This window comes from Tunturibacter gelidoferens, assembly GCF_040358255.1.
Classification (GTDB): Bacteria; Acidobacteriota; Terriglobia; order Terriglobales; family Acidobacteriaceae; genus Edaphobacter; species Edaphobacter gelidiferens.
Map to the genome: position 1 here is coordinate 1,669,204 of NZ_CP132938.1, position 26,186 is coordinate 1,695,389.

The following is a 26,186-nucleotide window of genomic DNA, read 5'->3' on the forward strand; positions in this document are numbered from 1 at the left end:
TCCTGGCCGCCTCACCACGCGGTCAAAATGAGCCAGTTACTCGGAACGCAGCGCTTCGACCGCATTCACTCTTGCGGCACGCGCCGCAGGCACAGCTGAAGCAATTACGGCCGCGCCCAGAATGACCACCGCGGAACCAACAAACGCAAGTGGGCCCGGTTGATGGATACCTGTTACGTATCTGGCGCTTGCGCGTGCCAGAGCAAAGCCCACCACCACACCCGCGCCCACTCCGATGCCGGCCATCGTCACGCCCTCTACGAGAACAGTGGTGAGAATGTTGCGCGGCAGAGCGCCCAGGGCCATGCGGATTCCAAACTCGCGCGTACGCCAGCTCACAGAGAAAGCAAGAACGCCCGCCACGCCCACCACGGAGATTAAGAGTGCCACGGCGGCGAATCCGCCAAACACAATCGCGTTGAGGCGGTCGGGCGACAGCACCTCCGCGCGAACGTCTCCGAGCGTGCTGGCCTTTTCGACGGGCTGGTCGGCTGACAGATCGCGAATGGTTCGTGTAATGGCCGGGACCAGCGCGTAAGCATCCTGATGTGCGCGTACGAACAGGCGGCCGTTCCATCCTGGTTCCTGTTCGTCCGGCTCATAGATCGTCATGGCCGGTGACGGGATGATATTTTCATCGTCGAAGTCGGGTACCACGGCAATGATCCGCCTTGGCTCGGTGCTGATGCCGACAAACTTCATGACCCCGTCCGTCCACCACAGTGTATGGTTCACTGCGTCCTGCCCTGAATAGAGCATCTTTGCAAGACTCTGACTGATGATGACGACGCGTTCGGAGCCGTCCTTGTCGCTGGCGTTGAAGTCACGGCCCTCCTGAATCGGCACACCGAACGTGTCGAAGAATCCCGGCGATATCACCCGGAACTTACCCCGAAAATCCTGACCGTCCGCACGTTTGGCGCCTTGGGCGGCAAATTCAAAGCTGACGTTCAAATGATCGTCACGCCAGGGAGCGGCGAAACCGGAGGATACGTGCTCCACTCCCGGCAGCGCGCTGACCCGGCGTTGCGCCTCGCGATAGAACTCATCCACCTGCTGGGGTGTCCGCCCATACGACATCTTCGGAAGATTGAGTGCCAGAACGTTAGCCGAATCAAACGGCGGCCGCGTCTGCTCCAGCACAAACAGAGTCTTCATCAGCACACACGCTCCGGCAAGCAGCAGAAATGAGGCTGCGATCTGCGTAACAGCAAAGATGCGGAGACGCCGGCTGCTCCCTCCGGCAACACGTGTTCCCCGGCCGGTAAGCCCGCCTTGCGGCGCATTTGCCGAGGGAAGCCGCGGAATGAATGCCAGGAAGACGGACGCGATCAACGCCAGCCCAATCCCAAACCACACCAGACTGAAATCGAGCGTGAGCTCCTCGGCGCGCACTGAGAAGCGCGATGCATAACGACCCAGCACCGCTACCATCGGTATGGCGAGGGCCACTGCCGCCACTGCCCCGCTTCCGCATAGCACGAGGCTCTCAGCCAACAGAGAACGGCGCAAAACTGCAGTGCTTGCTCCCAGCGCCGAACGTACCGCCAGCTCCGGTTCGCGGCGCACCGTTCGCGCTAGCACCAAGTTAGCAATGTTCGAGCTCGCAATCACGAAGAGCAGTCCCGAAGCCGCGAACAGTATCCACAGAATTGTATTGGCGCGCGAATTGATCTGCTCGTGCATGCGCGTTACGTCGATCTTGAAATGCTCCTCCGGCTTGTAAACCTCCGGGTGTGCCGCCACCATGGCGCCGTATACGCTGCGCAGTTCCGCCCGCGCATTGTCGACACTCGCGCCGGGAGCCAACCGCGCGAAGACTTCCGTCATGCGATGCTCGCGCCCCGTCACCATCGTGGCGGAAAGATGATGCGGGCTGGTGACGATATTGGCGATGATCTCTGTTGCCACCGGATAGGGAACGGATGGTTCCATAACACCAACCACGGTCGCGGGGCGCGCGCCACAGCAGCTCTCCAGCCGCACAGCCTTTCCAATCACGCTGGGATCGGAGTGCAGCGATGTCCTCCAGAAGTGATAGGTCAGCACCACAGCTCCGGCGGCATTCTGACCGTCATCGGCCGGAGTCAGCAGGCGTCCAAGCACCGGGCGCAGGCCCATCACCTCGAAGTAGTGTCCATCCACCACGCCGGCAGGAATCTCGCGTGGCGTGCCTAGACCCACGACCGTAAAATCTATCTCTGAAAATGTGCCCAGTTCCTTAATTGACTTCAACCCGCTGCCGATGTCCTGAATCTCGGGGACCGAAAACGCTGTGTTGGTTTCGCCGATGCCGGGGGCACTCTGGCGCAGGTAAAGCAACCGATCTTCGTCGCGATTCGCCAGCGGACGCAGCAGCACGGCACGGACCACGCTGAAGATTGCGGCGTTGGCGCCGATACCTAATGCCAACGTAAGGGCGACTGTAATCCACAGCGCAGGCACTCGCGCCAGGGAACGCACGGCAATTCTCAAATCGCGAAAGAACGACATATCAAATCTCCATTCAGGTGATTTTCTCTGCCCGCATCCAAACCAGGGTCAAGCCAGCTGAAAAGCATGAGTATCGCCAGGCCAGCACCTGCCCATGATCCTGATCATTTTTTCCTCGTAGCCGTCCTCATCGCGAGGTATCCTTTCGCCGTCGTTGCTCACTTGCCCTCACGATTTCGTTCATGTCCCCTGCTGGCCGAATCTCGAAAATGTTGCCATACGTCATCGCCGGGTGCTGCGCCATGAGCTGTACAGCATGATTTATGTCCCGCGCTTCAAGGACGAGAATGCCACCGAGTTGTTCCTTGGTCTCCGCATAGGGACCGTCGGTAGTTGCCACTTTGCCGTTTTTCCAATACAGGGTCAGGGCAGTTTCCTGAGACTGAAGCGCTTCTCCACCAGCCCAGTGCCCGTTGGCGCGAAGATGGTCGTCGTATTCAAAGCATTTGTCGAACATGGCGTTTCGCTCGCCCTCAGCCATGCCATCAAATTTGTCTTTATCGTAGTACCCCAGACAGACGTATTTCATTGTTCTTCTCCTTATGTTGGGACCAGCAGCGCGATCTTGCGCGTCGGCTTGTTCAACCTATAGTCGTCCGGCACAGGGAAAATCGACAGCAGAGCCAAATTTTTATTGCAACTCCCTCAGCCGCCCTGCGAGGAACCGACGCTCCTACCCAGCCTGCGGCACAAGTCCGCGCGGGCGAAGTGCGCGAGATGGTACCTGGCGAGTTCCTCGCGGCCAGCAAAGCGTCGATGAGAGAAGCCCCGCTCAGGCCTGCGCACATAGCGATGGCGCCGACGCATTCCGTTTATAGCCCTGAAGCGCGGGGCTAAAATGAGCCAGGGACGCGGTTTATCCTGTACGCCGGCCTGAGGCCACGTGTCCAAAGCAGCGGCAAAGGCCTCTTCAAACCTCGCCGCGTCAGATTAACCCTGTCTTCGAACAATCTTGCGTGTACTTCAGTACAGGCCCAGGCCTCACTCGAATTGGTCCTATCGAAACAAGATCTCTTATAATAAAGTAAAGGGATAATGGCATTCGCAGGTTCTGTCTCGTCTAGAAGACTCTATTTCTACCTCGCGCCATTCATTCTTATTCCCTGTTTTTTATTGGTTTCAGCGTGCTTTTTCCTGCCCTCACGTTGGGTTGCGGTTCGCTCGGACAATAAGTACCTCATCAACTTGGCCTGGGGCGCGACCCTCCACAATGTCAACTGTCAGATCGTTGTCTACGGTGACTCAACCGCTATGGTTGGTATCGACCCTGCTTTGATCCGCCAGCGGACCGGGCTTAGTACTTGCAACATCGCTGAGTATGAGGGAATGACGATCTTTAACGGAACCATGGTGCTGGATCGATACCTCTCACAGAATCAGAGCCCAAAGTTTCTGATTTTTCTTTACTCCCCAGAGGACTTTGATCCATTGAGCCAGCGGCAGATAGTCGGGATGTATGAGGCAATGACTTGGCGTGTGGTACAACCGAATCGCCTTATCAACCTGGCCGCTCTGCTCAGACGTCCTGATGAATTCTTTTACTGGGCCGGGTTTGGGTGGCGGCTCGCCCTTGAACGAGTCAGAAACCGGCCAGCCTCAAACGATATCCTGCAATTCCGAACCGCTCATCAGGGACAGTACCCCATTGACGCTCCAACCGCGACGGAATGCGAAACAATGGTGAGGCCGCCAAGTGTCCCCAATCGCGAGTGGGTAGCGGGACTTAGAAGCTACAACCGCGATGGAACCACGGTCCTTGTCGACTCCACCCCAATGGCGCCCTGCGATCCGAAGCTATCCTACTTTCAACAAAAGCTTCCCGCTCTCGTAGACAATCGCTTCCAAACCATTCCCATAACCGCTTTCACAACAGAAGGCCGTATGCACGTCAACGCCATTGGGTCTGCGCTGCTCTCAAATATGGTGGCCGATCAGGTTCTCCAACATATGTCCGTCGACTCCACAGGGAGAAAACCCTGATTGCTCTTCTCCTCTGCTATCTTCATCTTTCTCTTCCTTCCCGCGAGTCTTATCGGGTATCAGATCGTAAGCCGTTTCAGCCGGTCTGCCACTCTCGCCTGGCTAACGATCACCTCCTTTTTTTTCTACGGGTATTGGAATTCGTCCTACCTCGTCCTTTTGACCGCCTCCATCGTGATGAATTATCTCTTCGCCAGGATGTTGGGCGAGGGAAAACCAGAAGCGAGCCAGAGCCGTTGGCTTGTCATCGCGATTCTCGCCAACCTCGGGCTTTTGGGTTACTACAAATACCTTTTTCCCTTCCTTAACTTTTTTCATGATCATGGTGTTACCAACCACGCCTTCGCAAACGTAGTGCTGCCGCTGGGAATCTCATTCTTCACATTTACACAAATCGCATACTTGATCGACCTTCGCCAGCAGATCGCGAAACGTCAGGGACTGCTGCCCTATTCCGTATTCGTTACTTTCTTCCCACATCTGATCGCCGGCCCTATCATTCATCCCCGCGAATTGATGCCCCAGCTGGACGAGGAGCGCATTCGCGGTTTGGACGCCGGCGATCTCGCCCTTGGCGTTTCCTGGTTCGTCATGGGGCTTGCAAAAAAAGTACTCATCGCCGACCGTATAGCTCCACTCTCGGACGTTGTCTTTCATAACCTAGGAAGTGCGGGAATTGTCACAGCGTGGCTCGGCGCTCTCGCCTATTCCATGCAACTTTACTTCGATTTTTCCGGCTACTCCGACATGGCTCTCGGCTTGGCTCGCATGTTCTCCATCGAGTTTCCATTCAACTTCAATTCGCCTTACAAGTCACAGGGCATCATTGAGTTTTGGCAGCGATGGCACATGACACTTTCGCGCTATCTCAACGAATATCTCTACACCCCAATCCTGCGATGGACCAATGGCCGCCGAATCAGTGCCGGCAAGAAGGTCTCACGCAAGGCCAGTGCCACACTGGAAGGCTTCACCAGCATGGTTGCCTTCCCCGTCATCATGACCATGTTTCTCGCCGGCATCTGGCACGGCGCAGGCATGCAATTTGTGATGTTCGGCGTTCTTCAGGGTTTATACCTTACGGTCAATCACGCCTGGCGCATCTTCACCCCTCAGGGACATCGGTTCCATCGCAAGGTGCCTGCACCCTTCATGATTGCGCTTACCTTCCTTGCCTTTCTCATCAGTCTTGTCTTCTTCAGATCTGCAAATGTGCATGAGGCCGTTTACCTATTGCAGACCATGTGCGGTATTCACGGTAGGGGGCCGGCTTTTGACGCATTTCCCTACATGAAATACATTCCTCCAACCTCCAGATTTTTGAGTCACCTCTCAACCGCTGCACTCTCTCTCTTGATCTGTTTTTTCATCATATGGGCGCTCCCCAACACCCAGGAGATTTTGGGTCAATTACCCAAAGACGAAGTTCTCAAGCCAAGCATCTTGCCGAATCTTCGATGGAGGCCAACAGCCACGTGGAGTCTTGGCCTGACACTCTTGTTATGCTGTGCGATCCTCTTGCTCGATGCGAGTACCAGCTTTCTATACTTTCAGTTTTAGGTGCCTCAGCATAATCAGCTCTCGCCTGATAACCACATCGAATCCTGTATTCTTGGCCCATGTCTCATCCTGACGGAATTGATCTCGCCAGTTTGTCCGTAGACGAATTGTTGACCAAACGCAAAGGTCTGCGACGCAAGCTCGCGGAGCGGGAAAACCTTCAACCCATTCGCATTGCGGTGCTCAGTGGCAGCACCACCAACGAAGTCGTCGATCTCCTGGAACTCAAGCTGCTTGATGCCGGCTTTGCACCAACCTTCCATCAGTCTGAGTACGGCCGCTTCTACGTCGACGCAGTTCATGACGCGGATGCCCTAATTCAATTCGAACCCCATCTCGTCTACGTTCACACCTCCGTAAGAAATATTCAGCGGTTCCCTCCCGTAGGATGTTCGGAAATCGAGTTCGAGGAGCACGTAAAAACTGAGATCAATTTCTTCCAGGAGATGTGGACATCCTTGGAAGAGAAGATCGGCTGCCTCGTGATCCAGAACAACTTCGAGTTCCCGTCCTATGCCATTCTTGGCAATCTCGACGCAACCATAGCTGGCGGCCATACTCGATTTGTCTCTGCGCTCAACCTGGAGTTTGCACGGAGAGCGGCATCCAACTCCAAACTTCTCGTCCAGGACATCTGCAGCATCTCAGCGCGTATTGGCCTTGACCAATGGTTCGACTTCGAACGCTGGTTCAGCTACAAGATCAACACGTCACTCGAAGGCAGTCATGCCATAGCCACCTCGCTGACTGCTATCATTCGCGCGATTTACGGCAAAGCTCGTAAAGTTCTTGTGTTGGATCTCGACAACACACTTTGGGGTGGAGTTATCGGCGACGATGGCGTCGAGAAGATTCAGATCGGTCGGGAAACACCCGTAGCTGAGGCTTATTCCGCCTTTCAGCAGTACTGTCTGTCACTACGCAATCGCGGCGTACTTCTTGCTGTCTGCTCGAAGAACAACGAGGAGATCGCCAAACAGGGCTTCGAACATCCGGATTCGATACTCAAGCTCGAACATATCTCATGCTTCAAAGCCAATTGGGACCCCAAACACGAAAACATTGCTTTGATCGCGACAGAACTTAATCTCGGCGCCGACAGCTTTGTCTTCGTGGATGACAATCCCGCCGAACGCGAAATCGTTAGAGCTCAGATCGACGGTATCGCTGTTCCCGAAGTTGGAAGCGAGGTAGCTCAGTTCGCCAGGATCATCGAGGCTGGCCGCTATTTCGAGCCGATCTCACTCTCCCAGGAAGATTACGAGCGCGCCGCTCTCTACGACCAAAACAGCAAGCGTACCGTCTTCGAAGGTAAGTTTGCCGACTACGGAGAGTATTTGGATTCGCTTTCGATGACCGCAGAAATTGGTCGCTTCCAGCCAATCTATCTCGAACGCATCGCCCAACTCACCAACAAAACAAACCAGTTCAATCTCACAACCCGTCGCTACACCTTTGGCGAGATTGAGTCTATCCTCACCGATCCCGATGCAATAGGAATCTACGGCAGACTAACTGATCGATTCGGAGACAATGGACTCATCTCCGTCGTGCTTGGCCGCCGCAAGAATGACATTCTAGACATCGATCTCTGGCTCATGAGCTGTCGCGTCCTCAAGCGCGACATGGAAGTTGCGATGTTGGACACGCTGATTGAGTATGCTCGCGGAATGGGTGTCGCCATCCTGCATGGCCACTATCTCCCCACCAAAAAAAACGCCATGGTCCAGGATCACTACACGAAACTTGGATTTGAAACCGTGTCACAAAACCCAGATGGCTCCGCGATATACTCGCTGGAGACCAAAGGCTTCACGCCCCGCAACACCCACATAAAAATCATGGAGCCTGCTAATGAGTAGTGACGATCGTCTTCCTGAAATTCAAGAAATCTTTCGCGACATTCTGGACGAACCGGACCTTGTCCTCAATCGTCATTCGAACGCCGAAAATGTTCCTGATTGGGACTCCCTTGCGCACGTCAATCTGATCACTGCCATCGAAAAGCGATACAAAGTAAAGTTTGCACTCGGCCAGTTGCAGCAGCTCCATCACGTAGGAGATCTGCTCGATCTGCTCGACCAGAAGTTGGCCGCCAAGTAGGTCGTTTGCACCCCACGAATAGGACGAAATTGCGATGCTCCCAGGCTCGGCGCTACATCTTCATCACGTAGGTTATGTGGTCAAAACGATAGATCCAATCGTAAAGACCTACGTTGATCGTTACGGATATGAAGTGTCGACCCCAGTCATCCACGACCCCCTTCAAACTGCTTTTGTCCAATTTTTGAAGCTCACAGGCGACCAGACATTTCTCGAGTTCGTAGCTCCGGATGGTCCGGAAAGCAACCTTGTCAGCGCCTCGAAGCGCGGCGGTCTGAATCATCTCTGCTTCACTGCCGACAATCTCGAACAGACTATCGTGCAGCTGGAAGAAAGCGGTATGCGCCTCATCTCTGAGCCTAAACCCGGCAGAGCATTTGGAGGGCGCCGGATCTGCTGGCTGGTCGGCGAAGATCCCCTGCCGATTGAACTGGTGGAAAAACTCTCTGAGAATGACTTATGCGTCCCGCTAGCGCCCGTAGATCACGAAGTCAACTCCTTTGAGTCATAAGAGTTCCTAAATTAGGTCGGCAGATCGCGCCCGCACCACAAACGAACATCTCGGTCACCCATTCATGCACTCCCATCGCATGAGTGGGCATTCGCTCCACGCGCGAACATCGCTTCCGAACCGAAATCAATCTTTTGGTGGAGGGTCTTAACCCTCACTCCACGAGTACCATCATCCGATGATTCCGACCGAACCAATTGGCAGCATCCCGCGTCCTCCTCAACTGATCGAAGCGCTAACGTTGCATCATGCCGACAAAATCACCCATGACTCTCTGGACAGCGCCTATGCTGAGGCACTTCGAGACACCATCGATCGTCTCGAGCAGACCGGGTCGCCGGTCCTGACCGATGGCGAACAAACCAAGCCCAGCTTCGCCACTTACCCTCTCATCGGTCTCTCAAATCTCGCGTCCGATGGAGTCATCATCCCGTTCGCCGATGGCCACCAACGCCAGCTGCCTCGACTCACCGCTGGCCCCTTTCGCTACGGCACTCATGCCGACAGTTTTCTCAAGGCCGCGCGCACCTACACCAATCGCCCAATCAAGCAGGCTGTTATCTCCGCCTCTGCGCTCAGCCTCCTCTATCCGTCAGCAGAGATTCCCGGCTACTCTCGTGAGTCATTCCTCGCGGACCTAATCGACGAGGCCGAAGCTGATATTCGCGGGGCTCTCTCCGCAGGTGCAGCATCCGTACAGATCGACTTCACCGAGGGCCGGCTCTCCCTCAAGCTCGATCCCTCGGGAAATCTTCTGCGCAGCTTCATCGACCTCAACAATCAGGTCCTGCAACGCTTCGCCGCGAACGAACGCCGCAAAATTGGCGTCCATGTCTGTCCCGGCGGAGACCACGATTCGACCCACAGCGCGGACGTTGACTACGCCGGACTGCTACCCGACCTATTCAAGCTCAACGTCGGCCGTTTCTATCTTCAGATGGCCAGCGAACCGGACAAAAAGCGCATCCTGCGGCTCGTAGGCGACTTGGCAGGGCCTCAGCATCTTGTCTTCATAGGCGTCATCGACCCAATCAATCCAGCCATCGAAACTGCAGCCCAGGTCCGCGACCGCATCCTCGAAGCAGCATCCTTCCTACCCATCGAGCAACTTGGAACCACCGACGACTGTGGCTTTGCACCATTCGCTGACGACACCTCGACCGCCCGAGACACTGCATTTCAAAAAATCCGAGCCAGAGTAGAAGGAACAGAGCTAGCCAGCAGGCAGTTGGGCCACTAGCCACCGCCCCATGAAAGCGCCGCCGTACGAACCACCGCGGTGGCCCCTACATCAAATGAAACCAGTGCCTCGGGTGCTCTATTCATGCGGCCATCGCATGAGTGGGCCTTCGCGCCACGAGCGAACCGTTTTTCTTCCCCGCAATCGATCATCATCCGCACCATCTTCCACGCCGAAGAAGTATCTAAAAAGAATTTTTTGCGCCCTACGAAAACTGCTACGCCTAACCATGCCTTCGTAATACAACGCGAAACGAAAAAACTGCCTCTCACGCCCTGAACGAAACTTCGCGGCCAAGCCGCAACTCGGAGAGTCAATGAAAAAATCTACGCAATGGATGTGCTGCGCGATGCTCGGCATCGCCGCCACACTCCTACCAGCCAAAGCAAAAGCAGTGACGGACGACGACAAGAAGTTTCTCGCGACGGCAGCGCAATCCGACCAGAACGAGATAGCCCTCAGCCAGTTGGCAGAACAGAAAGCCACCAATCCCGCAGTGAAGGCGTTTGCCGACAAGATGGTCAAAGAACACACGCAGATGACCGAAAGCATGAAGCCCTTCGCAGACTCCTGGGGCCTCGCAGCTCCAACCGGCCCCGACCCCGACCACCAGAAAGAACTGGATAAACTCAACGGTCTCTCCGGCAATGACTTCGACAAGGAGTACATGGACCAGATGGTGACGGATCACTCGAAAGCCCTGAGTGCCTTCACCACCGAAGCCAAGGACACCAAAGATGTAAAGTTCAGAACCGCAGTCATCAAAGGCAAGACCGCCGTCGCAGCCCATAAGAACATGGCCTACGACCTCAAAAAGAAGCTGTAACGGCGCAATTGCATCGCGCTCTATGACTCAAAAAATGAAGCTGGGTGCCCCATCCTTCGCGTCTCTTGCGAAGGGTGGGACGCAGTCCGCCTGAACGGGTATGCGCGACTGATCAACACTTCGCCGCCACCGCATCAGGTCCACCCGCTCCCTAATAACTCGTGGCCTCAAGGAGGGCATGGACCCGCCGTCCCTCACATTCCCGAAACGGGAACCCAAAAAATAAATCCCAAAACTCTGTCACATTTTTCTCAGCCAAAAAACTGACTGCTAAAACACCACGCCAGCCACGCAAAACACCACAACTACACCACCAAAACACCACGTCAAAACACCACTTTTCGCAAAAATCCCCAGCAAAACACCACGAACTCACTCGCCAAAAAAATACCCGGGCCGCCAATCAAAATTTGGCGGCCCGGGCCTGTCCATCGGTTTGGTGATCCGTCAATTCCCGCTGGACTTCAAGGTAACCCCTGTCTTCAACGGCAGCGATTCAACCGAATCGCCAACGGAGATCGTGAATCGATTAGAGCCGATCGCCCATCGCTTGGCCGCGACGTCATAGTAGGAAAACGATCTTGCCTCCAACGGAATCTCTACATGTTTCGTCTCGCCCGACGACAGCTCTACCCGTTGAAACCCCTTCAACTCATGCTCCGGGCGCGGCACCTTCGGGTGGTCCTCTGTTACATAGAGCTGCGCAACTTCAGCACCTTTGCGACTACCCGTGTTCGTCACATCGAAGCTGGCAACGCCTTTCACCTCGCCGCCACTGTCGTTCTGATCGACCTTCAGATTCGCAAACTTGAAGGTAGTGTAGGAGAGACCGTATCCAAACGGAAACAGCGGCTTGACCTTATTCTTCTCGTACCCACGGTATCCAACAAAGATGCCTTCTTTGTAGTCGACCCGCTTTGAGTCGCCCTCAGGATAGTAACTAGCGAAGGTTGGATTGTCCTCCGCTTTGCGCTCGAAGGTGGCGGGCAGATGTCCCGACGGGTTAACATCGCCGAACAAAATCTCCGCCAATGCCTGTCCAGCCTGCTGCCCCGCGTACCATGTCTCCAATACTGCGGGCACGCGATCGATCCACTGCGTCGAATCCACGTTCCCACCCGATGTAATCGCGACGACAACCTTCGGATTCGCTGCAACCATCTCGCGGATCAGTTCAGTCTGCCCATACGGCAACGAGAACGTTCTGTCGCCACCCTCGCCTTCGCTCTCTTCCTCAAAGCCAGCTTCCACCAGTACAACATCGGCTTTCGCGGCAAGCTGCACAGCCTGTGAATTGACCACCTTGTCTTCAGGTACGATTCCCAGCACCACGTGGCCTCCGATGGGAGTCTTTTGCCACTCTTCGACGACTATCTTGTGAGGCCCCGCCGCAAGCTCGAGCGTCAGGTGCGGCTGAAACGCACGCACAATCTTCCAGTTGTCGATCACGAGCTTGTCGTCGACATACACCCGATTGCCTGAGCCCTCCCCGGAGTCCTCCAATGCGAAGATGTATTTGGTGGATGTCGCGGCGTTATAAAAGCCGGTGAGTCGGTGAGAAACTTCAGCTGGGGGCGAGTTGAACAGCATTTCTATCACCGCATCCACATTTGCGATGACATCCTTGATGGTGAGTCCTTCGAGGACCGCATGGCGCGTGACTGTCTTTGAAGCCGGAGCTCCGGAAAGGTCAAGATTCTTGAAGGTCTCAAGCGTCATCCCGGCTTTACCGTTCTTGGCATCCGTAGTAAACTCCGTCGCCGACGCCAGATGCGACAATGTCGGAACGCCCCTGTCATACAGCACGGTCGTCGCTGCGCCCACCTCGTTGGAGATGCCCTCAAGCGCGCTCACCATATGGAACGGAACTACGCCGGCGCTTCCTCCGCCCACCGGAACGCCCGGATAGGCGTCTGGTCCGACTACCAGAATCGTCTTAACCGCCGACTTATCGAGCGGCAACAAGTTACCCACGTTCTTCAGCAACACCGTCCCCTCGCGAGCTGAATCGAGGGCAACTTCCCTGTTCTTCGCATCGACGAAAGAAATCGACGTATCGTGCTGATCACGATTCAGCCAGCCATAAGAAGCAGCCGTCTCTAGAATATGACGCACCTTCTCGTCGATCTTCGCCTCGGGCACCTTGCCGCCCTGAATAGCCGGCCCAAGGCTCCCGTTGTTCATGAACTTCCCGCCCGGCTCCTCAATATCGAGCCCACCGTTCGCCGCGCCGATCGCATCGTAGGTCGCATCCCAGTCCGACATCAGCACACCCTTGAAGCCCCACTCGTTGCGCAGGATGTCGATATTGAAGTAACCGTTCTGGGTCGCATGTTGTCCGTTGATCAGATTGTAAGAGTCCATCACCGAGCTCACATGCCCCTGCTTTACCGCTGCCTCGAAGGCAGGCAGATAGATCTCGCGCAGTGTTCGCTCGTCGATCTCGGAGTCTGAGTCGTGCCGCAGAAACTCACTATTGTTGCCCAGATAATGCTTGACCGTGGCACTGACGCCCTGCTCCTGCATTCCGATAATGTAGCCAACTGCAATCTGCCCCGAAAGGAACGGATCCTCGCCGAAGTACTCGAAGTTACGTCCGTTTCGTGGCGACCGGTAGATATTAACCCCAGGCCCAAGCATGAAGTGGACTCCCCGTGCCCGGGCGTCGCGACCTATTCCCGCGCCCACCCGTGCCGCCAGTGCAGGATCCCACGAAGCCGCCATGTTAATCCCGGCTCCGTAGGTCGTCGAGGGAAACCCTGAGTTTGACCTCGTTCCGTATGGACCATCCGACATATCGAGAGCAGGAATCCCAAGCGACGGAACGGCCCGCACACCAAAGCCTGTTCCTCCGATGTAGTCCAGCTTTTGCTGAAGCGTCATCTGCTTCACCAACCTATCCACCTTCTGTTGTTCGGCAGCGTCTAGTGAATGCGGGGCTTGGGCGGGGACTGGGATGGACGAGATCGCAAAAGCCGCACTCAGGGCCAGCACCGTTAGGAGCGAAGATTTGAAGGGGTGGCAAAGCTTTGAACGCATGAAAGTGTGTCCCTCGTAGTTCAAAAATTGTAAACGCACCGTCCTGGCTCTTGTCGGCGATAGCCATCTTTATCTCCAACTAGCCACGCAGAGGAGAGTCGGCCCACGGATGAAAATCACTCTTCAGAGAACAGGAAACCCAAGATAATCCCCAAACCCTGTCACATCTTGCCAGAAATTAAAAGCTGCCCAGGACGAGGCGGCTCGATAGATCGCCAGGAGATCTACACGTCGAGCTCGCTCCGAATCGTGCCGCCATACCCACCATACCCGCTGCCAACGGCGCAATCGAGCCAATTTGGTAACCGAAGGGAGGCGACGACTTAATGTTCAAATCCCTGAGAAAACCCTCACGGAGATATGGTCGGCAAGGTCCCTTACCTGCGGCTGCTGCCGCGATCGGGCTTAATCCCAGCCTCCGACTCTTCGGAGTTTCCTCCGACAGGTCGGAGCAAAGGCGTCGTAAGGCAGATTGTCACGCCAGGCCGACACTTCGATAAACCCATATCTTGGAACGACTAAGCTTTCTGGAAAGAATTTGATTCTAGTTGGTCCACGAATTGCTTCTACTGGCGGCATGTTCCAAATCAGTTTAAGAATGATGGCTCGACCCAACCGTTCGCTCGAAGCGATCGAGGCGCTTCGGTCTATCAGGATTGCGGCCCGAATGGATCGCGGATTTATTGAAGGGCGCATTTACCAGGAAGCTGGCAATCCGGACGCGATCTGCTTTGAACAGGATTGGTCAAGTGAACCGGAGTTGAAATCGCACATTCGTTCGAGCTGCTTTACGGACCTCCTGATGCTCATGGAGACCTCTCCTGTAGCGCCGATACTTGAGATCCATTCAGTGATCGACCTTTTCGGCATGAAATACATCGAGGCTATACGTTATTCCGAAAGGTGATGCGTACCACACATCCACTGCAAGTTCAGACCAAGTTCAACGGCCAACACTTTCGAATTGAGCAAGCCATAGAAGAGGACAAAATGTGTTTCAAAGCGCACTACAAAAAGTTGACGCCGGCACTTTTAGCCTTTCTGATGTTGCTAATTTATGTGACACGGGTATCGCAAGCGCAGCCCGCACAAACAAAAAAACCAAACATCGTCGTCATCATGACAGACGACGTTGGGATCTGGAATATCAGCGCGTACCATCGTGGCATGATGGGCGGCAGCACGCCCAATATTGACCGAATCGCCAAGGAAGGGGCACTGTTCACCGACTACTATGCGCAGCAATCATGCACGGCCGGGCGCGCCGCGTTCATTACCGGCCAGACGCCGTTTCGGACTGGCTTGTTGATGGTAGGTTTGCCCGGCGCGAAGCAGGGCCTGCAGGACAAAGACCCAACAATCGCGGAGCTACTCAAACCCGAAGGCTACGCGACGGCACAAATCGGCAAGAATCACCTTGGCGACCGCAACGAATACTTGCCTACCGTGCATGGTTTCGATGAATTCTATGGAATCCTCTATCACTTGAACGCGATGGAGGAGCCGTACGCGTACGACTATCCAAAGATGGCCAATTTCAAGGAACGTTTTGGCCCGCGGAACGTTATCTCTTCCACGGCCACCAGTGTGGCCGATTCGACCACGGACCCGCGCTGGGGAACGATTGGGAAACAGAAGATCGTAGATGAAGGTCCATTGCCGCCGCATCCAAATATGGACCCGAAAGCAACAACGAACATGGAGGATATCGAACCTGTACTCGTCAAGCATTCTACGGACTTCATGGAGCGCTCCGTAAAAGCTGGAAAACCTTTCTTTCTCTGGCATAACTCCACGCGTATGCACGTCTGGACGCACCTCTCTCCGAAATGGCAGGACAAGAGCGGCTTTGGCCTTTACGCGGATGGGATGATGGAGCTGGACTGGGAAGTAGGCGAACTACTCAAGAAGATTGACGACCTCGGCATCGCCGATAACACGATTGTGTTGTTCACGAGTGACAACGGCCCCGAAATCTTTACCTGGCCCGATGGCGGCAATCAGCCTTTCCGGGGGGAGAAGGGCGTCACCTACGAGGGTGGATTCCGCGTGCCCATGCTGGTGAAATGGCCCGGCGTCATCAAGCCCAATACGATCGTCAACGACATCATGTCGATGGAAGACTGGCTACCGACGCTGGTTGCTGCTGCCGGAGATCCAGACATGAAAGATAAGCTCCTGAAAGGTGTGAAGGTTGGCGACAAGACCTTCAAGACTCATCTTGATGGCTACAACTTCATACCCTACTTCAAGGGAGAAGTCACCACAGGACCGCGTCACGAATTCTTCTACTTCAGCAACACTGCAGACCTGATGGCGATGCGCTACGACCAGTGGAAAGTTAGTTTCAAAACGATCAAGGGCAATCTTTTCACCGGAGAGGCACAGAGCACCCAGGCTCCTATCGTAACTAATTTGCGGCAAGACCCGTGGGAACGTTACCAGGATGAGTCGATGAATTACGGGAAATGGTGGGGCGACAAGCTGTGGACGATGGTGCCAGCAACGGTGATTGTGTCCCAGTTCCTCGAGACGTTCAAGGAATATCCACCCAGTCAAAAGAGCGGTGGGCTCACGGTGACCCAATTCCTTGAAGCGGTCCAAAATGGAGCCTCGGGTGCCGGCAAGTAGAATTTTCGGTCGTCGGCGAAGATGATGAATTTCTGAAGATGTGAGAGGAAGAAGATGATGAAAACTAAATTCGCATTATGCACGATGATACTGTGTTCGGCTTCGATGGTTGCCGTCGGACAAACCGTCTCAGTCAACTACAACCAGAACCAGAGTTTCTCGCAGTTTCACACGTATGCCTGGGCTTCGGAGAACGCCAACAAAGTCCAAAATTCAATATTGGCGCAAGTAGCGGTACAGGATATCGACGCCGCATTGCAAGGCAAGGGTCTTCAAAAAGTAGAAGAGTCTCAGAACCCTGACCTCGTCGTCACTGCCAACGGCGGCATGAAGGAACAGACCAGCTATACCGCGATGGGCATGCGCGGATTTGGAGGTGGCATGGGCACCATCACACCACAGCAAAATGTCATAGGGACGTTGATCGTAGATCTATACGACGCTAAAGGTAAAAGTCTGCTCTGGCGGGGAATTGCGCAAAACACCCTAAACAACAATGGCAATAAGAACCAGCAGTTGGTTCAGAAGGCCGTGACGAAGATGTTCAAACAGTGGCCAAAGAGCTAATCAGTGCCGAGAGATAGCTCTTAGCCTTGGGTCTATAGCATTTTTGATAGTTCCCACTCCTCGGAAACAAGCTGAGAATTAGCAATAGTCAGGTGTCCAGGCGGCAACTGTCTGGATCTGTACAGCGTCGTTCGGAGCCGTTCTGTCTCGCAGAGCGGGTGGTAGGCGCGCGCCCTTGTCGCTCCACAAAGGTCAATCGCAGGATAGGTCAACGAGGAGCTTACTATGCACAAGTCAAACCACCAAATCCTCAGGAACGCGCAGTTGGCGGCGGTAGCCACAATCACCCTATTCTGTTCGATTTCTCAGGTCCTCGCTCAGAAACCTGAGATGCAAGAAAAGCTGGCCGAGATCAAGCAGTCTTCCGCTGCGAACAAGCTAGCACTTGCGCGTTATAGCTGGATGGAACAGCAGACGATCAGCCTAAAAGGTGAAGTCAAGAAGACACAGCAGTTTCAGGTGCGCATAGGTCCGGACGGGCAGCAGCAAAAGATCGAGTTGAATCCACAGGCGGCGCCTCAGCCCAGCGGGGGACGGTTTAAGCAACGTGTCGTTGCAAAGAAGACTGAAGAGTTTCAGGTGTATGGGCAGCAAATCGCCGCTCTCGGAAAGCAATATTCGCAGCTTGATCTGCAGGCGCTCGATCAGGCCTATCAGCGAGGTGACATCTCGATGCAACCCAATGGCGCTGACGGAACGATAATCCTGAGCGTCAAGAACTACCTCAAGCCCGGTGACTCTCTGACGCTCGTCTTCGACCGGCAGCAGAAGGCGATTCGGGCGGTACAGGTGGCCAGTTATCTCACTGATCCGAGCGACGCCGTGACCATTGCTGTCCAATTTGCCAAATTGCCCGATGGCACCAACCACGTTTCAACCAATCAGGTGAACGGAGTTAGCAAGAAGTTGGGAGTAATGATTCAGAACTCTACTTATCAGCCCATAGGTTGAACACGGCACAACATAACGCACCAGGTGTTTCAGAAAGGTAGCCATGCACACCCTAGCCAAGAGATCATTGCTCCTGCTCAGCGCTCTGGCGGCGAGTAGTTGCTGCTGTTCTCAAGAGCTTCCTAAGCAGGATAAGACAATGCGTCCCAAGCTCGGCTTGGTCCTTGAAGGGGGTGGTGCTCTAGGACTTGCTCACATCGGCGTCATTACCTGGATGGAAGAGCACCGCATTCCCGTCAGCTATGTAGCCGGAACCAGCATGGGCGGACTGGTTGGCGGAATCTACGCAACCGGGCGCTCCCCGGCTGAAGTCAGAGAACTCATCAACGGAATCGATTGGGATCAGGTACTAAGCGGGGCAACTCCATTTAGTGATCTAGCTTTCCGTCGCAAACAAGATGCTCATGAAGTGCCGGGTTCCCTTGAGTTTGGTTTGCGTAAGGGCTTGCAATTTCCTGCGGGCTTCAACACCGGTCAGGAGGTCGATCTGATTCTCGACCGAGTAGCTCTCCCTTATTCAGAACTCGCAAGCTTTAATGATCTGCCAATTCCGTTCGCCTGCGTTGCAACGGACTTAGTCTCTGGTAAACCGCATGTCTTCCGCGATGGCCCGTTGTCGCTGGCGATGAGGGCGACGATGTCGCTACCGGGAATCTTCTCACCCGTCCGATCTGGAGATCATCTTTATGCCGATGGCGGCTTGCTCAACAACATCCCGATAGACGTCGCCAAGGAGATGGGTGCTGATGTCATCCTCGGGATCCATTTGGAGACAGAACCTCTCAGCCCGAAAGCAACTTTGCCAAGCTATGGTGTGTTGGGTCAGTCCATCTCTGTCATGATTGCGGCCAATGAACTTCGTTCGATGGAGCAGGCCGACATACTCGTAACCGTTCCGCTCCAGAAATACACTGCTCTCGATTACGACAAAGCCGATGCCATCATCAAAGCAGGATACGACGCAGCTGCAGCCAAGGCTTCGGTTCTAGCGGCGTATTCGGTAAGCCAGGCGGAGTGGGAACAATATATTGCAAATCGAAACGCCCGGCGCAAGAGTGTACCCATCCCGACCTTCATTCAGGTCACCGGCACATCCTCTCTCGATATGGAGAAAGGTATGGAGAAGCAGCTGTCCGGGCTGGTGGGGACGCCAATCGACTCAAGAAAACTCGACCAGGACATGATGTCGATCGTGGGAGAGGGGCGCTTCACAACCTCCACTTATTCGATGGTCGAGAAGAATGGTCAACAGGGACTTCAGATTCAAACCGAGCAAAAAGCATACGCGCCGCCTATCGTCCGGCCTCTTATCCTGATCGACGGCTCAGACTACAACAATGTGCTGTTCAGCATTGGAGCCAGAGTTACCTTTCTTGACTTTGGGAGCTATCGGTCCGAGCTGCGCAACGATGTCATTGTAGGGTCTCAGTACTTGCTGCAAAGTGAGTACTACCATCCTTTTACCCCAGCTAGCAATTGGTTTATAGCGCCCAGAGTGGGAGCGAACAGCCAGCAACTGAATGTCTACTCCGGCAACACCTTACAGGCAAGCTACCGTCTGCGGGAGGTTCTCGGCGGTATAGACACCGGCTATGCCTTTGGACGCACAGGTGAATTCCGACTGGGATACGAAGGGGGCTTTCAACAGATCTCTCCGGAGATCGGCAAAATTCTAACGCTACCTACAACCTCCGGAGCGACTGGAGATGTCAGGATTCAATACCAGCTAACAACGCTGGATCAACCTGTTATTCCGCGCTCAGGGATCAGTCTTTGGGCCTATACAAAAGGCTATACGGTCAATCCTGCGGCACCGGGACCCTTCCCCGTTACCGAGATCCAGGCCCAGGACTTCTTCCGCTTGAATGCACCTTCCTCCATATTCGTCGGAGTATATGGCGGTAGCAGTTACGGCTATAAGACAGGAGTACCTGCGTTCTCTCTCGGAGGTTCGCAGCGTCTCGTGGCCTGGAGCACCAATGAGCTGCTTACGAATCAATATTTTCTGGGGCAGATTGGCTATATTCGCGAGTTGATCAAATTGCCACCGCTGCTAGGCAGCACAGTCGACTTTCTCGGAGTGTTGGAGTTAGGAAAGACCTACAAGCTTCCCAACGGACCTAGTCCTCCGAATCTGCCGATGGATGTTGCCGCTGGGGTCCTGGTAAACACAATATTTGGGCCCGTCTTGGTCGCCGGTTCGGTCGGCGACTACGGTCATGCAAGGTTCTACTTTCGCATAGGACGAGTTTTCTGAACGTTTCAACGGGGCCACGGAACTTATGGAAGGCTCGTCCGCAGCCAATTATGACCAGGAGGAATCAGTTGAGTACAGAGCATCCGGCTACAAAACCCGGACTCAAGCAGAAGGCCAAGCACGAGCTTGTCGACTTCGCGTGGATAGCCTTTTATCTTGCCTTTTTCTTCTGTGCGCTCGTAACGTACACCATGCTCGTGCTGAGGAACTATGACGTTAGCGATAGCTCCATGAACTACACCTTTGCCCTGGTCAATGCTCTGGTCATCGGCAAAGTCATTCTCATCGGAGAGATGGCAAGACTCGGCAGGGGAGCCGAATCTAGACCGCTTTATCAGGGTGCCCTCTATAAGGCGATTGTCTACAGTCTGCTGGTTCTCGCCTTCCACTTTCTTGAGGAATTCATTCGACGCATCATTCAAGGCAAACCTTTCGGAACTGTCTGGCACAACATCCACTCAGAAGAGCTCATCGCACGAAGCATCGTCGTCTTCTGTGCGTTCTTACCTCTATTCGCTTTCAGAGAACTCCGACGCGTGCTGGGAGAGCAAAAGCTCTATGCACTATTTTTCAAATCCCGAGTCGAGAAAGTCAATGGCTCTTCACCCGGCGAGGGAGCGCAATAGATGGTTGGTTTCTTGCAAAATCCTGATGACAGTTGATGCTCAATCGAGCGCATAATTGTCACACTCTGCTGCGCATCCCGCGACGAAAACTTACACCCGCATGTCACCTGAAAGGAAGTTCAGCTATGAAGACAAAATATCTGGCACTCCTCGGCATCTTCGCCGCCTCGCTCGCTCCGCTTAGTCTGGCACAAGTCCCGGTTTTCAAAGTCACGCCGCAACAGAGCACAGTCAAGTTCTATGTGAAGTCTTCGGTCGCTCTAGCAGGCGATTTCAAAAAATGGAATGCGTCCCTAACTTTTACATCGACCGATGTCACGTCGGGGTCCTTGGATATCGAGATTCAGGCCGCAACCGTGGATAGCGGAAGCGGCATGAAGGACGACAAGCTCAAAAGCAAAGACTTCTTCGACGTCGACCAAAATCCTTTGATTACGTTCAAGTCAACGAAGATTGTTCAGACCGGTCCAACGACGTTTGACGTACCAGGGACCTTCACCATACGCGGTGTCTCCAAGCCCGAAACCTTAAGCCTGACCGTCAGCGGCGTCGGGACAGGCTCTGGTGATATCAAGGGAACGATGGCCTTCGACCGCAAGGAGTTTGGGATGAACAGCGGAATTCCATTCATCAAAATCGCCGATCGTGTCGAGGTCAATGTCGACATCTTCGCAAAGCGCGTTAGCGGTCCTCCAGTCACCATGAAGAAGTTCTAGCTGCACATCAACGCTGATCCATTGGCGAATCAAGAGAAGGCGCGACGCTTTTCTCGGACGGAGAACAAAATGATCAAAGCTTTCTTCAAACAGCTTCTGGCAATGACACTCTCTCTTCTGCTTATCTTCCCGGTGATACCGCGCGAAGCTGCAGGCCAGCAGCCGGCACCGGCGGGGTATTCGGGACAGGGCGCGCCTCTCTCTGCGGACGAACTGCAACAGTTAGTTGCGCCCATCGCACTGTATCCGGACGCCCTGGTTGCCCAGATCATGGGGGCCGCCACATTTCCGGACCAGATCGCTGCAGCAGCTTTATGGGTTCTGCAAAATAAGAACCTCGCCGGTTCGGTTCTGGCAAAAGCGGTCGATGCACAGCCGTGGGACCCCAGCGTGAAGGCGCTGACCCAGTTCCCATCGGTGCTCGACAATCTTGCGAAGAATCTCAGCTGGACCTCGTCATTAGGAGAGGCCTACCATACACAGCCGGCTGACATTATGTCTGCTGTTCAAGTTCTGCGAGCCAAAGCACAGGCTGCCGGAAATTTGAAATCGGGGTCACAAATTACCGTGGTGCAACAAGCGCCTCAAGTGATCGTGATTCAGCCCACCAATCCGCAAGTGGTCTACGTGCCGACGTATAACCCCACTGTGGTCTACGGGACACCATATGTGACACCGGGATACAGTACCGCAGCGGTGGTGACTACTGCGGTCCTTGCGTTCGGAATTGGTATCGCAGTTGGCGCAGCGATTAACAACAGCTGGGGTTACAGCTACTGGAACTGTAACTGGCACGGTGGAACGGTTGTTTATCACAGCAGTGGCTACTACGGAAACAGCGCATGGCATGGCGGCTACTATGGCTCCAGCGCGACTGCTCATGGGCCAAACGGAGTCGCAAGAGCGGGCACTGCGTACAATCCTTCGACCGGCACGTATGCTCGAGGCGCATCTACCACCACAGCCTACGGCACCCAAAAGGTTGGCCAGGCATACAACCCGAACACGGGAGCATACGCCGCCACCCATCAAGCCTCGAATGCCTATGGGAGCTACGGCAGCTCAGTTGTTTCCAAGAACGGCAATACTGCCTACACGCAACACCAAACCACAGCGAATGGCTCGGTGGGATCGGTACAGACCTCCGCAGGCGGCAAAGGTGTCGCCGCGTCGGGTGCATATGGCAACAATGCGGCTGCGGGACAAGCCGCAAATGGCAATAAGTACGCGACGGCGAACGGGAACGTCTATAAGAACACGGGAAGCGGCTGGAATCAGACACAAGGCACCCCTCATAACAGTTCGAGCTACTCAGGAGCTAACTCCGCTGCTTCTAAGGGCTATGGAGAACAGCAAAAGAGCGGCGGATCGTCTGCCTTTGGAGGAGGCAGTAGCGGATGGCAATCCCGACAGGAGAGCGCTCGCGGCTCAGCTAGCCGCGGCGGTGGTGGCGGCTGGGGAGGTCGAAGATGACATCAACAACGCGGGCCGAAACGAAACTAATCCTGGAGGATGAAATGTCGCTCACACGCCACAAACTTTTGTGCACACTACAGCTTCTTTTTCTGGCCGTCCTACTGCCTTTGGTCGCGTGCAAAGAATCTGAGAAGCCTTCGACGAGTGCGTCTTCATTGAGTGTGTTTGCTTCGCCGGACGACGCCGGCAACGCTCTGTTGACTGCAGCGAAGTCCGGAGATCAAAACGTACTGACGACAATCTTCGGCCCGGACTCCAGAGAGTTGATCAACTCTGGAGACGCTGTGCAGGATAAGCACACCCTCGACCTGTTTGTAGCCGGATATGTGCAGATGCACCGCTGGCGCAAGATGCCAGATAATTCGCAAATCCTCTTGGTGGGAGCGGACAACTTTCCTTTCCCAATTCCGCTAAAGACGAATACCGACGGGAAGTGGTTCTTCGATACCGCGGCAGGCAAGGAAGAGGTGCTGAACCGCCGCATCGGCAGGAATGAATTGGCAATCATCGACGCCTGTGAAGCGGCAGCGGATGCACAAGCAGAGTACTTCGCTCATCCTCATGACGGCGAAAAGGCCAGGGAGTACGCGGCGAAGTTCATCAGTGATCCGAACAAGCAGAACGGCCTGTACTGGAAATCTGCAGATGGACAGCCCGCGAGCCCACTCGGCCCCCTCGCGGCGGCCGCAGCCTCAGACGGGTATAGCGCTAATTCGGAGGGACACACGGCGTTTCATGGATACTACTTCCGCATGCTGAAGGGCCAAACCGCAAATGCGCCAAGTGGAGCGAAGGAGTATGCGGTTAATGGGAAGATGACCGGTGGATTCGCATTCGTAGCCTATCCTGCGACTTATGGCAACTCCGGAGTGATGACTTTCATCATCAACCAGGATGGCGTTCTCCTTCAAAAGGATCTGGGAAAGACGACAACCGTGACAGCGAGCGCCATGAGCGAGTTCGATCCCGACTCCAGCTGGACCATCGTAGAGCAATAAACGAAATCACTAGTTTTTTGTACGAGCGATATAGGTGATCTCTATGAATACGATGGGTTCAGGCGAAATGCTGAAAAAGTTTCATGGAAGAAGGTCTCAACGCTTCTGCCCGTACCGGTATTACTGCTAGCCGTGGTGGGTGCGAGGAATCTGGCACCGCGGTGCCAAACCTCGAAGAGGTCTAAGTACCGCGACTAACTCCCATGTCTATGGATATCCAAGCGGACGGTGGTCATCGACGACGCTGTGTCATGCGTCCGCTCTTCGGCCGTTCGAGATAGACGCCGACGAATTAGAGCCACTCCTCGAAGGATCGAGCGTTCATCGGACTGAGCGACTTGGACCGCTCGCCCCCATGGGCGATCCCATGCCTTACCAACATGGAATCCAGTGTCGTAGGTTTAACCCCAAGAAGCTCAGCGGCACCATCTTTTCCGCGAACTCGCCATCCCGTCATCGCAAGCACGTTGCACAGATGGCCGCGCTCAGCGTCGCTGAGAAGCAAACTGGGAGCTGAATTGTTCGATGAATCGCTCGGGGGGCTGATGAAGAGTCTCGAACCATTCGCGAGGATCATTGCCCGTTCGACAGTGTTTCGCAATTCGCGAATGTTGCCGGGCCAGGGGTACAGTTGCAGCGCGCGTACGCTGCCTTTGTCGACAGACTCAATAGGCTTACAAAATGATTTTGCAAATTCATGTACAAACGACTGAACTAGTAGCGGAATATCTTCTGGGCGTTCTCGTAGCGCCGGCATCCGAATGGGAAAGACGTTCAGTCTGTAGTAGAGATCATCTCTAAATCGCTTTTCACGAACCTCTTTATCCAAGTCTCGATTGGTTGCTGCAATGATTCGCACATCGAAAGAGATGCTCTTCGAGCTCCCAAGTCGTTCAACCTGCTTTTCCTGAAGTGCGCGGAGTAACTTTACCTGCACTTCGAGAGGCAATTCGCCCACCTCATCCAGGAACAACGTTGAACGATGTGCTACTTCGAAACGGCCAGCCTGGCGCGAAAGTGCGCCCGTGTACGCTCCTTTCTCTCGACCGAATAGTTCACTTTCAATAAGGGTTGCTGGGATTGCCGCGCAATTTAGCCGTACCATCGGGCGGTCTCTGCGAGGGCTGAGTTCATGGAGAGCGTTCGCAATAAGTTCCTTTCCGGTGCCAGTTTCGCCCACTAGCAGCACACTGGAATTGGTATGTGCTACCTGTTCAACTTGCTCCAACACGCGTCGAAGAGCGTAACTTTCGCCGACGAGGCCTCTGCAGCCCCGAACCGTCTTTATCTCTTGTTGCAGATACATATTTTCTCGTTGAAGTTGGTCACGTAAGCGCTTCACTTCCTCGAGCGCTCTCTGGATTTCGTCCTCTGCGCGCGTGCGCGCAAGAGCGCTGCCTATTATCTCGACAAAAACCCGCAGCCGGTTCACGACGACATCGGGCCACTCCCGTTGATGACGCACTGTGCCAAAGGCCATCGCGCCGATCACTCTGCCGCCGACCTTCAGTGGAAAGGTTAGGTTGGAGCGAGGCCCGAACTTGCGTGCAACCTGCCTCTCCGAAACTGCTTCCTCGGGTAAGTCGTCGATTCGCGAAAAGCAAACCACATCGCCCCGAAGGATTGCGCTCGCCATCCAAGGTAGATCTTTGACGGCGAAGCCAGGAAACGGCTGTAGGCCCGGGAGTTGCCAGCTGTGAGTGGCGACGAAACGTTCGTCATCACGTAATTGCACCAAAGTGTTGCGGTCAAGCCCCAGAGCACGCACAATGTCCTTTTGAGCCTCGACAATCTCATGATCGATTGACGCAGATGTCACGCTCACGAACTTCGCCGAAAGCTCCGTCATCAACATCTCAAACCGGAGTTGGTCATCTACACCCGCCTGAGCTGGCGAATCGTTCAATCTTTCTGCCGCCATACTAAGAGCTCGCCTCGACATGTGACCTCTCTCTAAGTAAATCTCTAGGGGCCCGGACACGAACTACTCGGTTAACATTCATGTAAGTCTGGATTAGTTGGGCCTATCCTGGAAATCGGCCCTATGGCCTATGAGACGAATGTCCACAGCAATAATCTCCCAATCACGGCCAGTTTCGTCAGGGTGGTGATTCCCTTGAGAATTCTGAAACTCGCTGGAGAGAATGCACTTACTGTCTACCTAAAACCGAGCTAAGGCAACTGTTTGACGCTAAAATCTTTACAAAGTGTA

At 54.5% G+C, this 26,186-nt stretch carries 20 protein-coding genes; 16 read left to right on the forward strand and 4 right to left on the reverse strand.

All coding sequences use genetic code 11. From position 1 onward, the window contains the following. Positions 1-36: 36 nt before the first annotated feature. Entirely contained in the window at positions 37-2,493 is a 2,457-nt protein-coding gene (locus RBB81_RS07680; RefSeq protein ID WP_353073267.1) for an ADOP family duplicated permease, read from the reverse strand. A 127-nt stretch (positions 2,494-2,620) separates the two neighbouring features. Continuing rightward, positions 2,621-3,022 (reverse strand): YciI family protein, encoded by a 402-nt coding sequence (locus tag RBB81_RS07685; RefSeq protein ID WP_179581395.1) that lies wholly within the window; start codon positions 3,020-3,022, stop codon positions 2,621-2,623. 797 nt (positions 3,023-3,819) lie between these two features. On the opposite strand from RBB81_RS07685, the gene RBB81_RS07690 reads away from it, so the two are divergent. From RBB81_RS07690 to RBB81_RS07720, 7 genes are all read left to right on the forward strand, one after another. Continuing rightward, a complete protein-coding gene (locus tag RBB81_RS07690; RefSeq protein WP_353073268.1) occupies positions 3,820-4,473 on the forward strand; it encodes a hypothetical protein in 654 nt (217 codons plus the stop codon). Continuing rightward, positions 4,474-6,033, forward strand: a complete 1,560-nt coding sequence (locus tag RBB81_RS07695; RefSeq protein WP_353073269.1) for an MBOAT family O-acyltransferase — start codon at positions 4,474-4,476, stop codon at positions 6,031-6,033. 110 nt (positions 6,034-6,143) lie between these two features. After that, a complete protein-coding gene (locus RBB81_RS07700) occupies positions 6,144-7,895 on the forward strand; it encodes an HAD-IIIC family phosphatase (protein ID WP_353073270.1) in 1,752 nt (583 codons plus the stop codon). Beyond that, positions 7,888-8,136 (forward strand): acyl carrier protein, encoded by a 249-nt coding sequence (locus tag RBB81_RS07705; RefSeq protein WP_353073271.1) that lies wholly within the window; start codon positions 7,888-7,890, stop codon positions 8,134-8,136. The genes RBB81_RS07700 and RBB81_RS07705 overlap by 8 nt, the downstream gene beginning before the upstream one ends. Positions 8,137-8,212: 76 nt before the next feature. Further along, the gene (locus tag RBB81_RS07710) at positions 8,213-8,647 is read left to right on the forward strand and encodes a VOC family protein (protein ID WP_423248053.1); all 435 of its coding nucleotides are present in this window, start codon (positions 8,213-8,215) and stop codon (positions 8,645-8,647) included. 178 nt (positions 8,648-8,825) lie between these two features. Continuing rightward, entirely contained in the window at positions 8,826-9,887 is a 1,062-nt protein-coding gene (locus RBB81_RS07715; RefSeq protein WP_353073273.1) for a cobalamin-independent methionine synthase II family protein, read from the forward strand. A gap of 316 nt (positions 9,888-10,203) precedes the next feature. Next, complete coding sequence (locus RBB81_RS07720; protein ID WP_179581402.1) at positions 10,204-10,713, forward strand: DUF4142 domain-containing protein; 510 nt, start codon at positions 10,204-10,206, stop codon at positions 10,711-10,713. Positions 10,714-11,160: 447 nt separating this feature from the next. Here RBB81_RS07720 and RBB81_RS07725 read toward each other — a convergent pair whose 3' ends face one another. Next, positions 11,161-13,752, reverse strand: a complete 2,592-nt coding sequence (locus RBB81_RS07725; protein WP_353073274.1) for a beta-glucosidase — start codon at positions 13,750-13,752, stop codon at positions 11,161-11,163. 538 nt (positions 13,753-14,290) lie between these two features. Here RBB81_RS07725 and RBB81_RS07730 point away from each other — a divergent pair. From RBB81_RS07730 to RBB81_RS07770, 9 genes are all read left to right on the forward strand, one after another. Continuing rightward, positions 14,291-14,659, forward strand: a complete 369-nt coding sequence (locus tag RBB81_RS07730; RefSeq protein WP_183790025.1) for a hypothetical protein — start codon at positions 14,291-14,293, stop codon at positions 14,657-14,659. Continuing rightward, positions 14,659-16,383, forward strand: coding sequence for an arylsulfatase (locus tag RBB81_RS07735; protein WP_353073275.1), 1,725 nt, complete (start codon positions 14,659-14,661; stop codon positions 16,381-16,383). Before RBB81_RS07730 ends, RBB81_RS07735 begins: the two co-directional genes overlap by 1 nt. 54 nt (positions 16,384-16,437) lie before the next feature. Continuing rightward, complete coding sequence (locus RBB81_RS07740; protein ID WP_179581405.1) at positions 16,438-16,950, forward strand: DUF4136 domain-containing protein; 513 nt, start codon at positions 16,438-16,440, stop codon at positions 16,948-16,950. Positions 16,951-17,280: 330 nt separating this feature from the next. Beyond that, on the forward strand, positions 17,281-17,901 hold the full coding sequence (locus tag RBB81_RS07745) for a hypothetical protein (protein WP_246373617.1): 621 nt from the start codon (positions 17,281-17,283) through the stop codon (positions 17,899-17,901). A gap of 139 nt (positions 17,902-18,040) precedes the next feature. Next, the gene (locus RBB81_RS07750) at positions 18,041-20,158 is read left to right on the forward strand and encodes a patatin-like phospholipase family protein (RefSeq protein WP_246373615.1); all 2,118 of its coding nucleotides are present in this window, start codon (positions 18,041-18,043) and stop codon (positions 20,156-20,158) included. Positions 20,159-20,226: 68 nt separating this feature from the next. Continuing rightward, positions 20,227-20,784 (forward strand): hypothetical protein, encoded by a 558-nt coding sequence (locus tag RBB81_RS07755; RefSeq protein WP_183790021.1) that lies wholly within the window; start codon positions 20,227-20,229, stop codon positions 20,782-20,784. Positions 20,785-20,909: 125 nt separating this feature from the next. Continuing rightward, positions 20,910-21,500: a YceI family protein gene (locus RBB81_RS07760; protein WP_179581409.1), complete on the forward strand. Its 591-nt coding sequence runs from the start codon at positions 20,910-20,912 to the stop codon at positions 21,498-21,500. A gap of 69 nt (positions 21,501-21,569) precedes the next feature. After that, positions 21,570-22,973, forward strand: coding sequence for a DUF3300 domain-containing protein (locus RBB81_RS07765; RefSeq protein WP_353073276.1), 1,404 nt, complete (start codon positions 21,570-21,572; stop codon positions 22,971-22,973). A gap of 44 nt (positions 22,974-23,017) precedes the next feature. Next, positions 23,018-23,974: a DUF2950 domain-containing protein gene (locus RBB81_RS07770; protein WP_353073277.1), complete on the forward strand. Its 957-nt coding sequence runs from the start codon at positions 23,018-23,020 to the stop codon at positions 23,972-23,974. A 292-nt stretch (positions 23,975-24,266) separates the two neighbouring features. Here RBB81_RS07770 and RBB81_RS07775 read toward each other — a convergent pair whose 3' ends face one another. Further along, entirely contained in the window at positions 24,267-25,895 is a 1,629-nt protein-coding gene (locus RBB81_RS07775; RefSeq protein WP_353073278.1) for a sigma 54-interacting transcriptional regulator, read from the reverse strand. Between the last annotated feature and the right edge of the window lie 291 nt (positions 25,896-26,186).

Coding starts and splice junctions, on each gene's coding strand:
- RBB81_RS07680 (WP_353073267.1), bottom strand. CDS start 2,493: ATGTCGTTCTTTCGCGATTTGAGAATTGCCGTGCGTTCCCTGGCGCGA.
- RBB81_RS07685 (WP_179581395.1), bottom strand. CDS start 3,022: ATGAAATACGTCTGTCTGGGGTACTACGATAAAGACAAATTTGATGGC.
- RBB81_RS07745 (WP_246373617.1), top strand. CDS start 17,281: ATGCAAGAAAAGCTGGCCGAGATCAAGCAGTCTTCCGCTGCGAACAAG.
- RBB81_RS07760 (WP_179581409.1), top strand. CDS start 20,910: ATGAAGACAAAATATCTGGCACTCCTCGGCATCTTCGCCGCCTCGCTC.
- RBB81_RS07690 (WP_353073268.1), top strand. CDS start 3,820: ATGACGATCTTTAACGGAACCATGGTGCTGGATCGATACCTCTCACAG.
- RBB81_RS07715 (WP_353073273.1), top strand. CDS start 8,826: ATGATTCCGACCGAACCAATTGGCAGCATCCCGCGTCCTCCTCAACTG.
- RBB81_RS07775 (WP_353073278.1), bottom strand. CDS start 25,895: ATGGCGGCAGAAAGATTGAACGATTCGCCAGCTCAGGCGGGTGTAGAT.
- RBB81_RS07705 (WP_353073271.1), top strand. CDS start 7,888: ATGAGTAGTGACGATCGTCTTCCTGAAATTCAAGAAATCTTTCGCGAC.
- RBB81_RS07720 (WP_179581402.1), top strand. CDS start 10,204: ATGAAAAAATCTACGCAATGGATGTGCTGCGCGATGCTCGGCATCGCC.
- RBB81_RS07750 (WP_246373615.1), top strand. CDS start 18,041: ATGCGTCCCAAGCTCGGCTTGGTCCTTGAAGGGGGTGGTGCTCTAGGA.
- RBB81_RS07765 (WP_353073276.1), top strand. CDS start 21,570: ATGATCAAAGCTTTCTTCAAACAGCTTCTGGCAATGACACTCTCTCTT.
- RBB81_RS07740 (WP_179581405.1), top strand. CDS start 16,438: ATGATGAAAACTAAATTCGCATTATGCACGATGATACTGTGTTCGGCT.
- RBB81_RS07735 (WP_353073275.1), top strand. CDS start 14,659: ATGCGTACCACACATCCACTGCAAGTTCAGACCAAGTTCAACGGCCAA.
- RBB81_RS07770 (WP_353073277.1), top strand. CDS start 23,018: ATGTCGCTCACACGCCACAAACTTTTGTGCACACTACAGCTTCTTTTT.
- RBB81_RS07725 (WP_353073274.1), bottom strand. CDS start 13,752: ATGCGTTCAAAGCTTTGCCACCCCTTCAAATCTTCGCTCCTAACGGTG.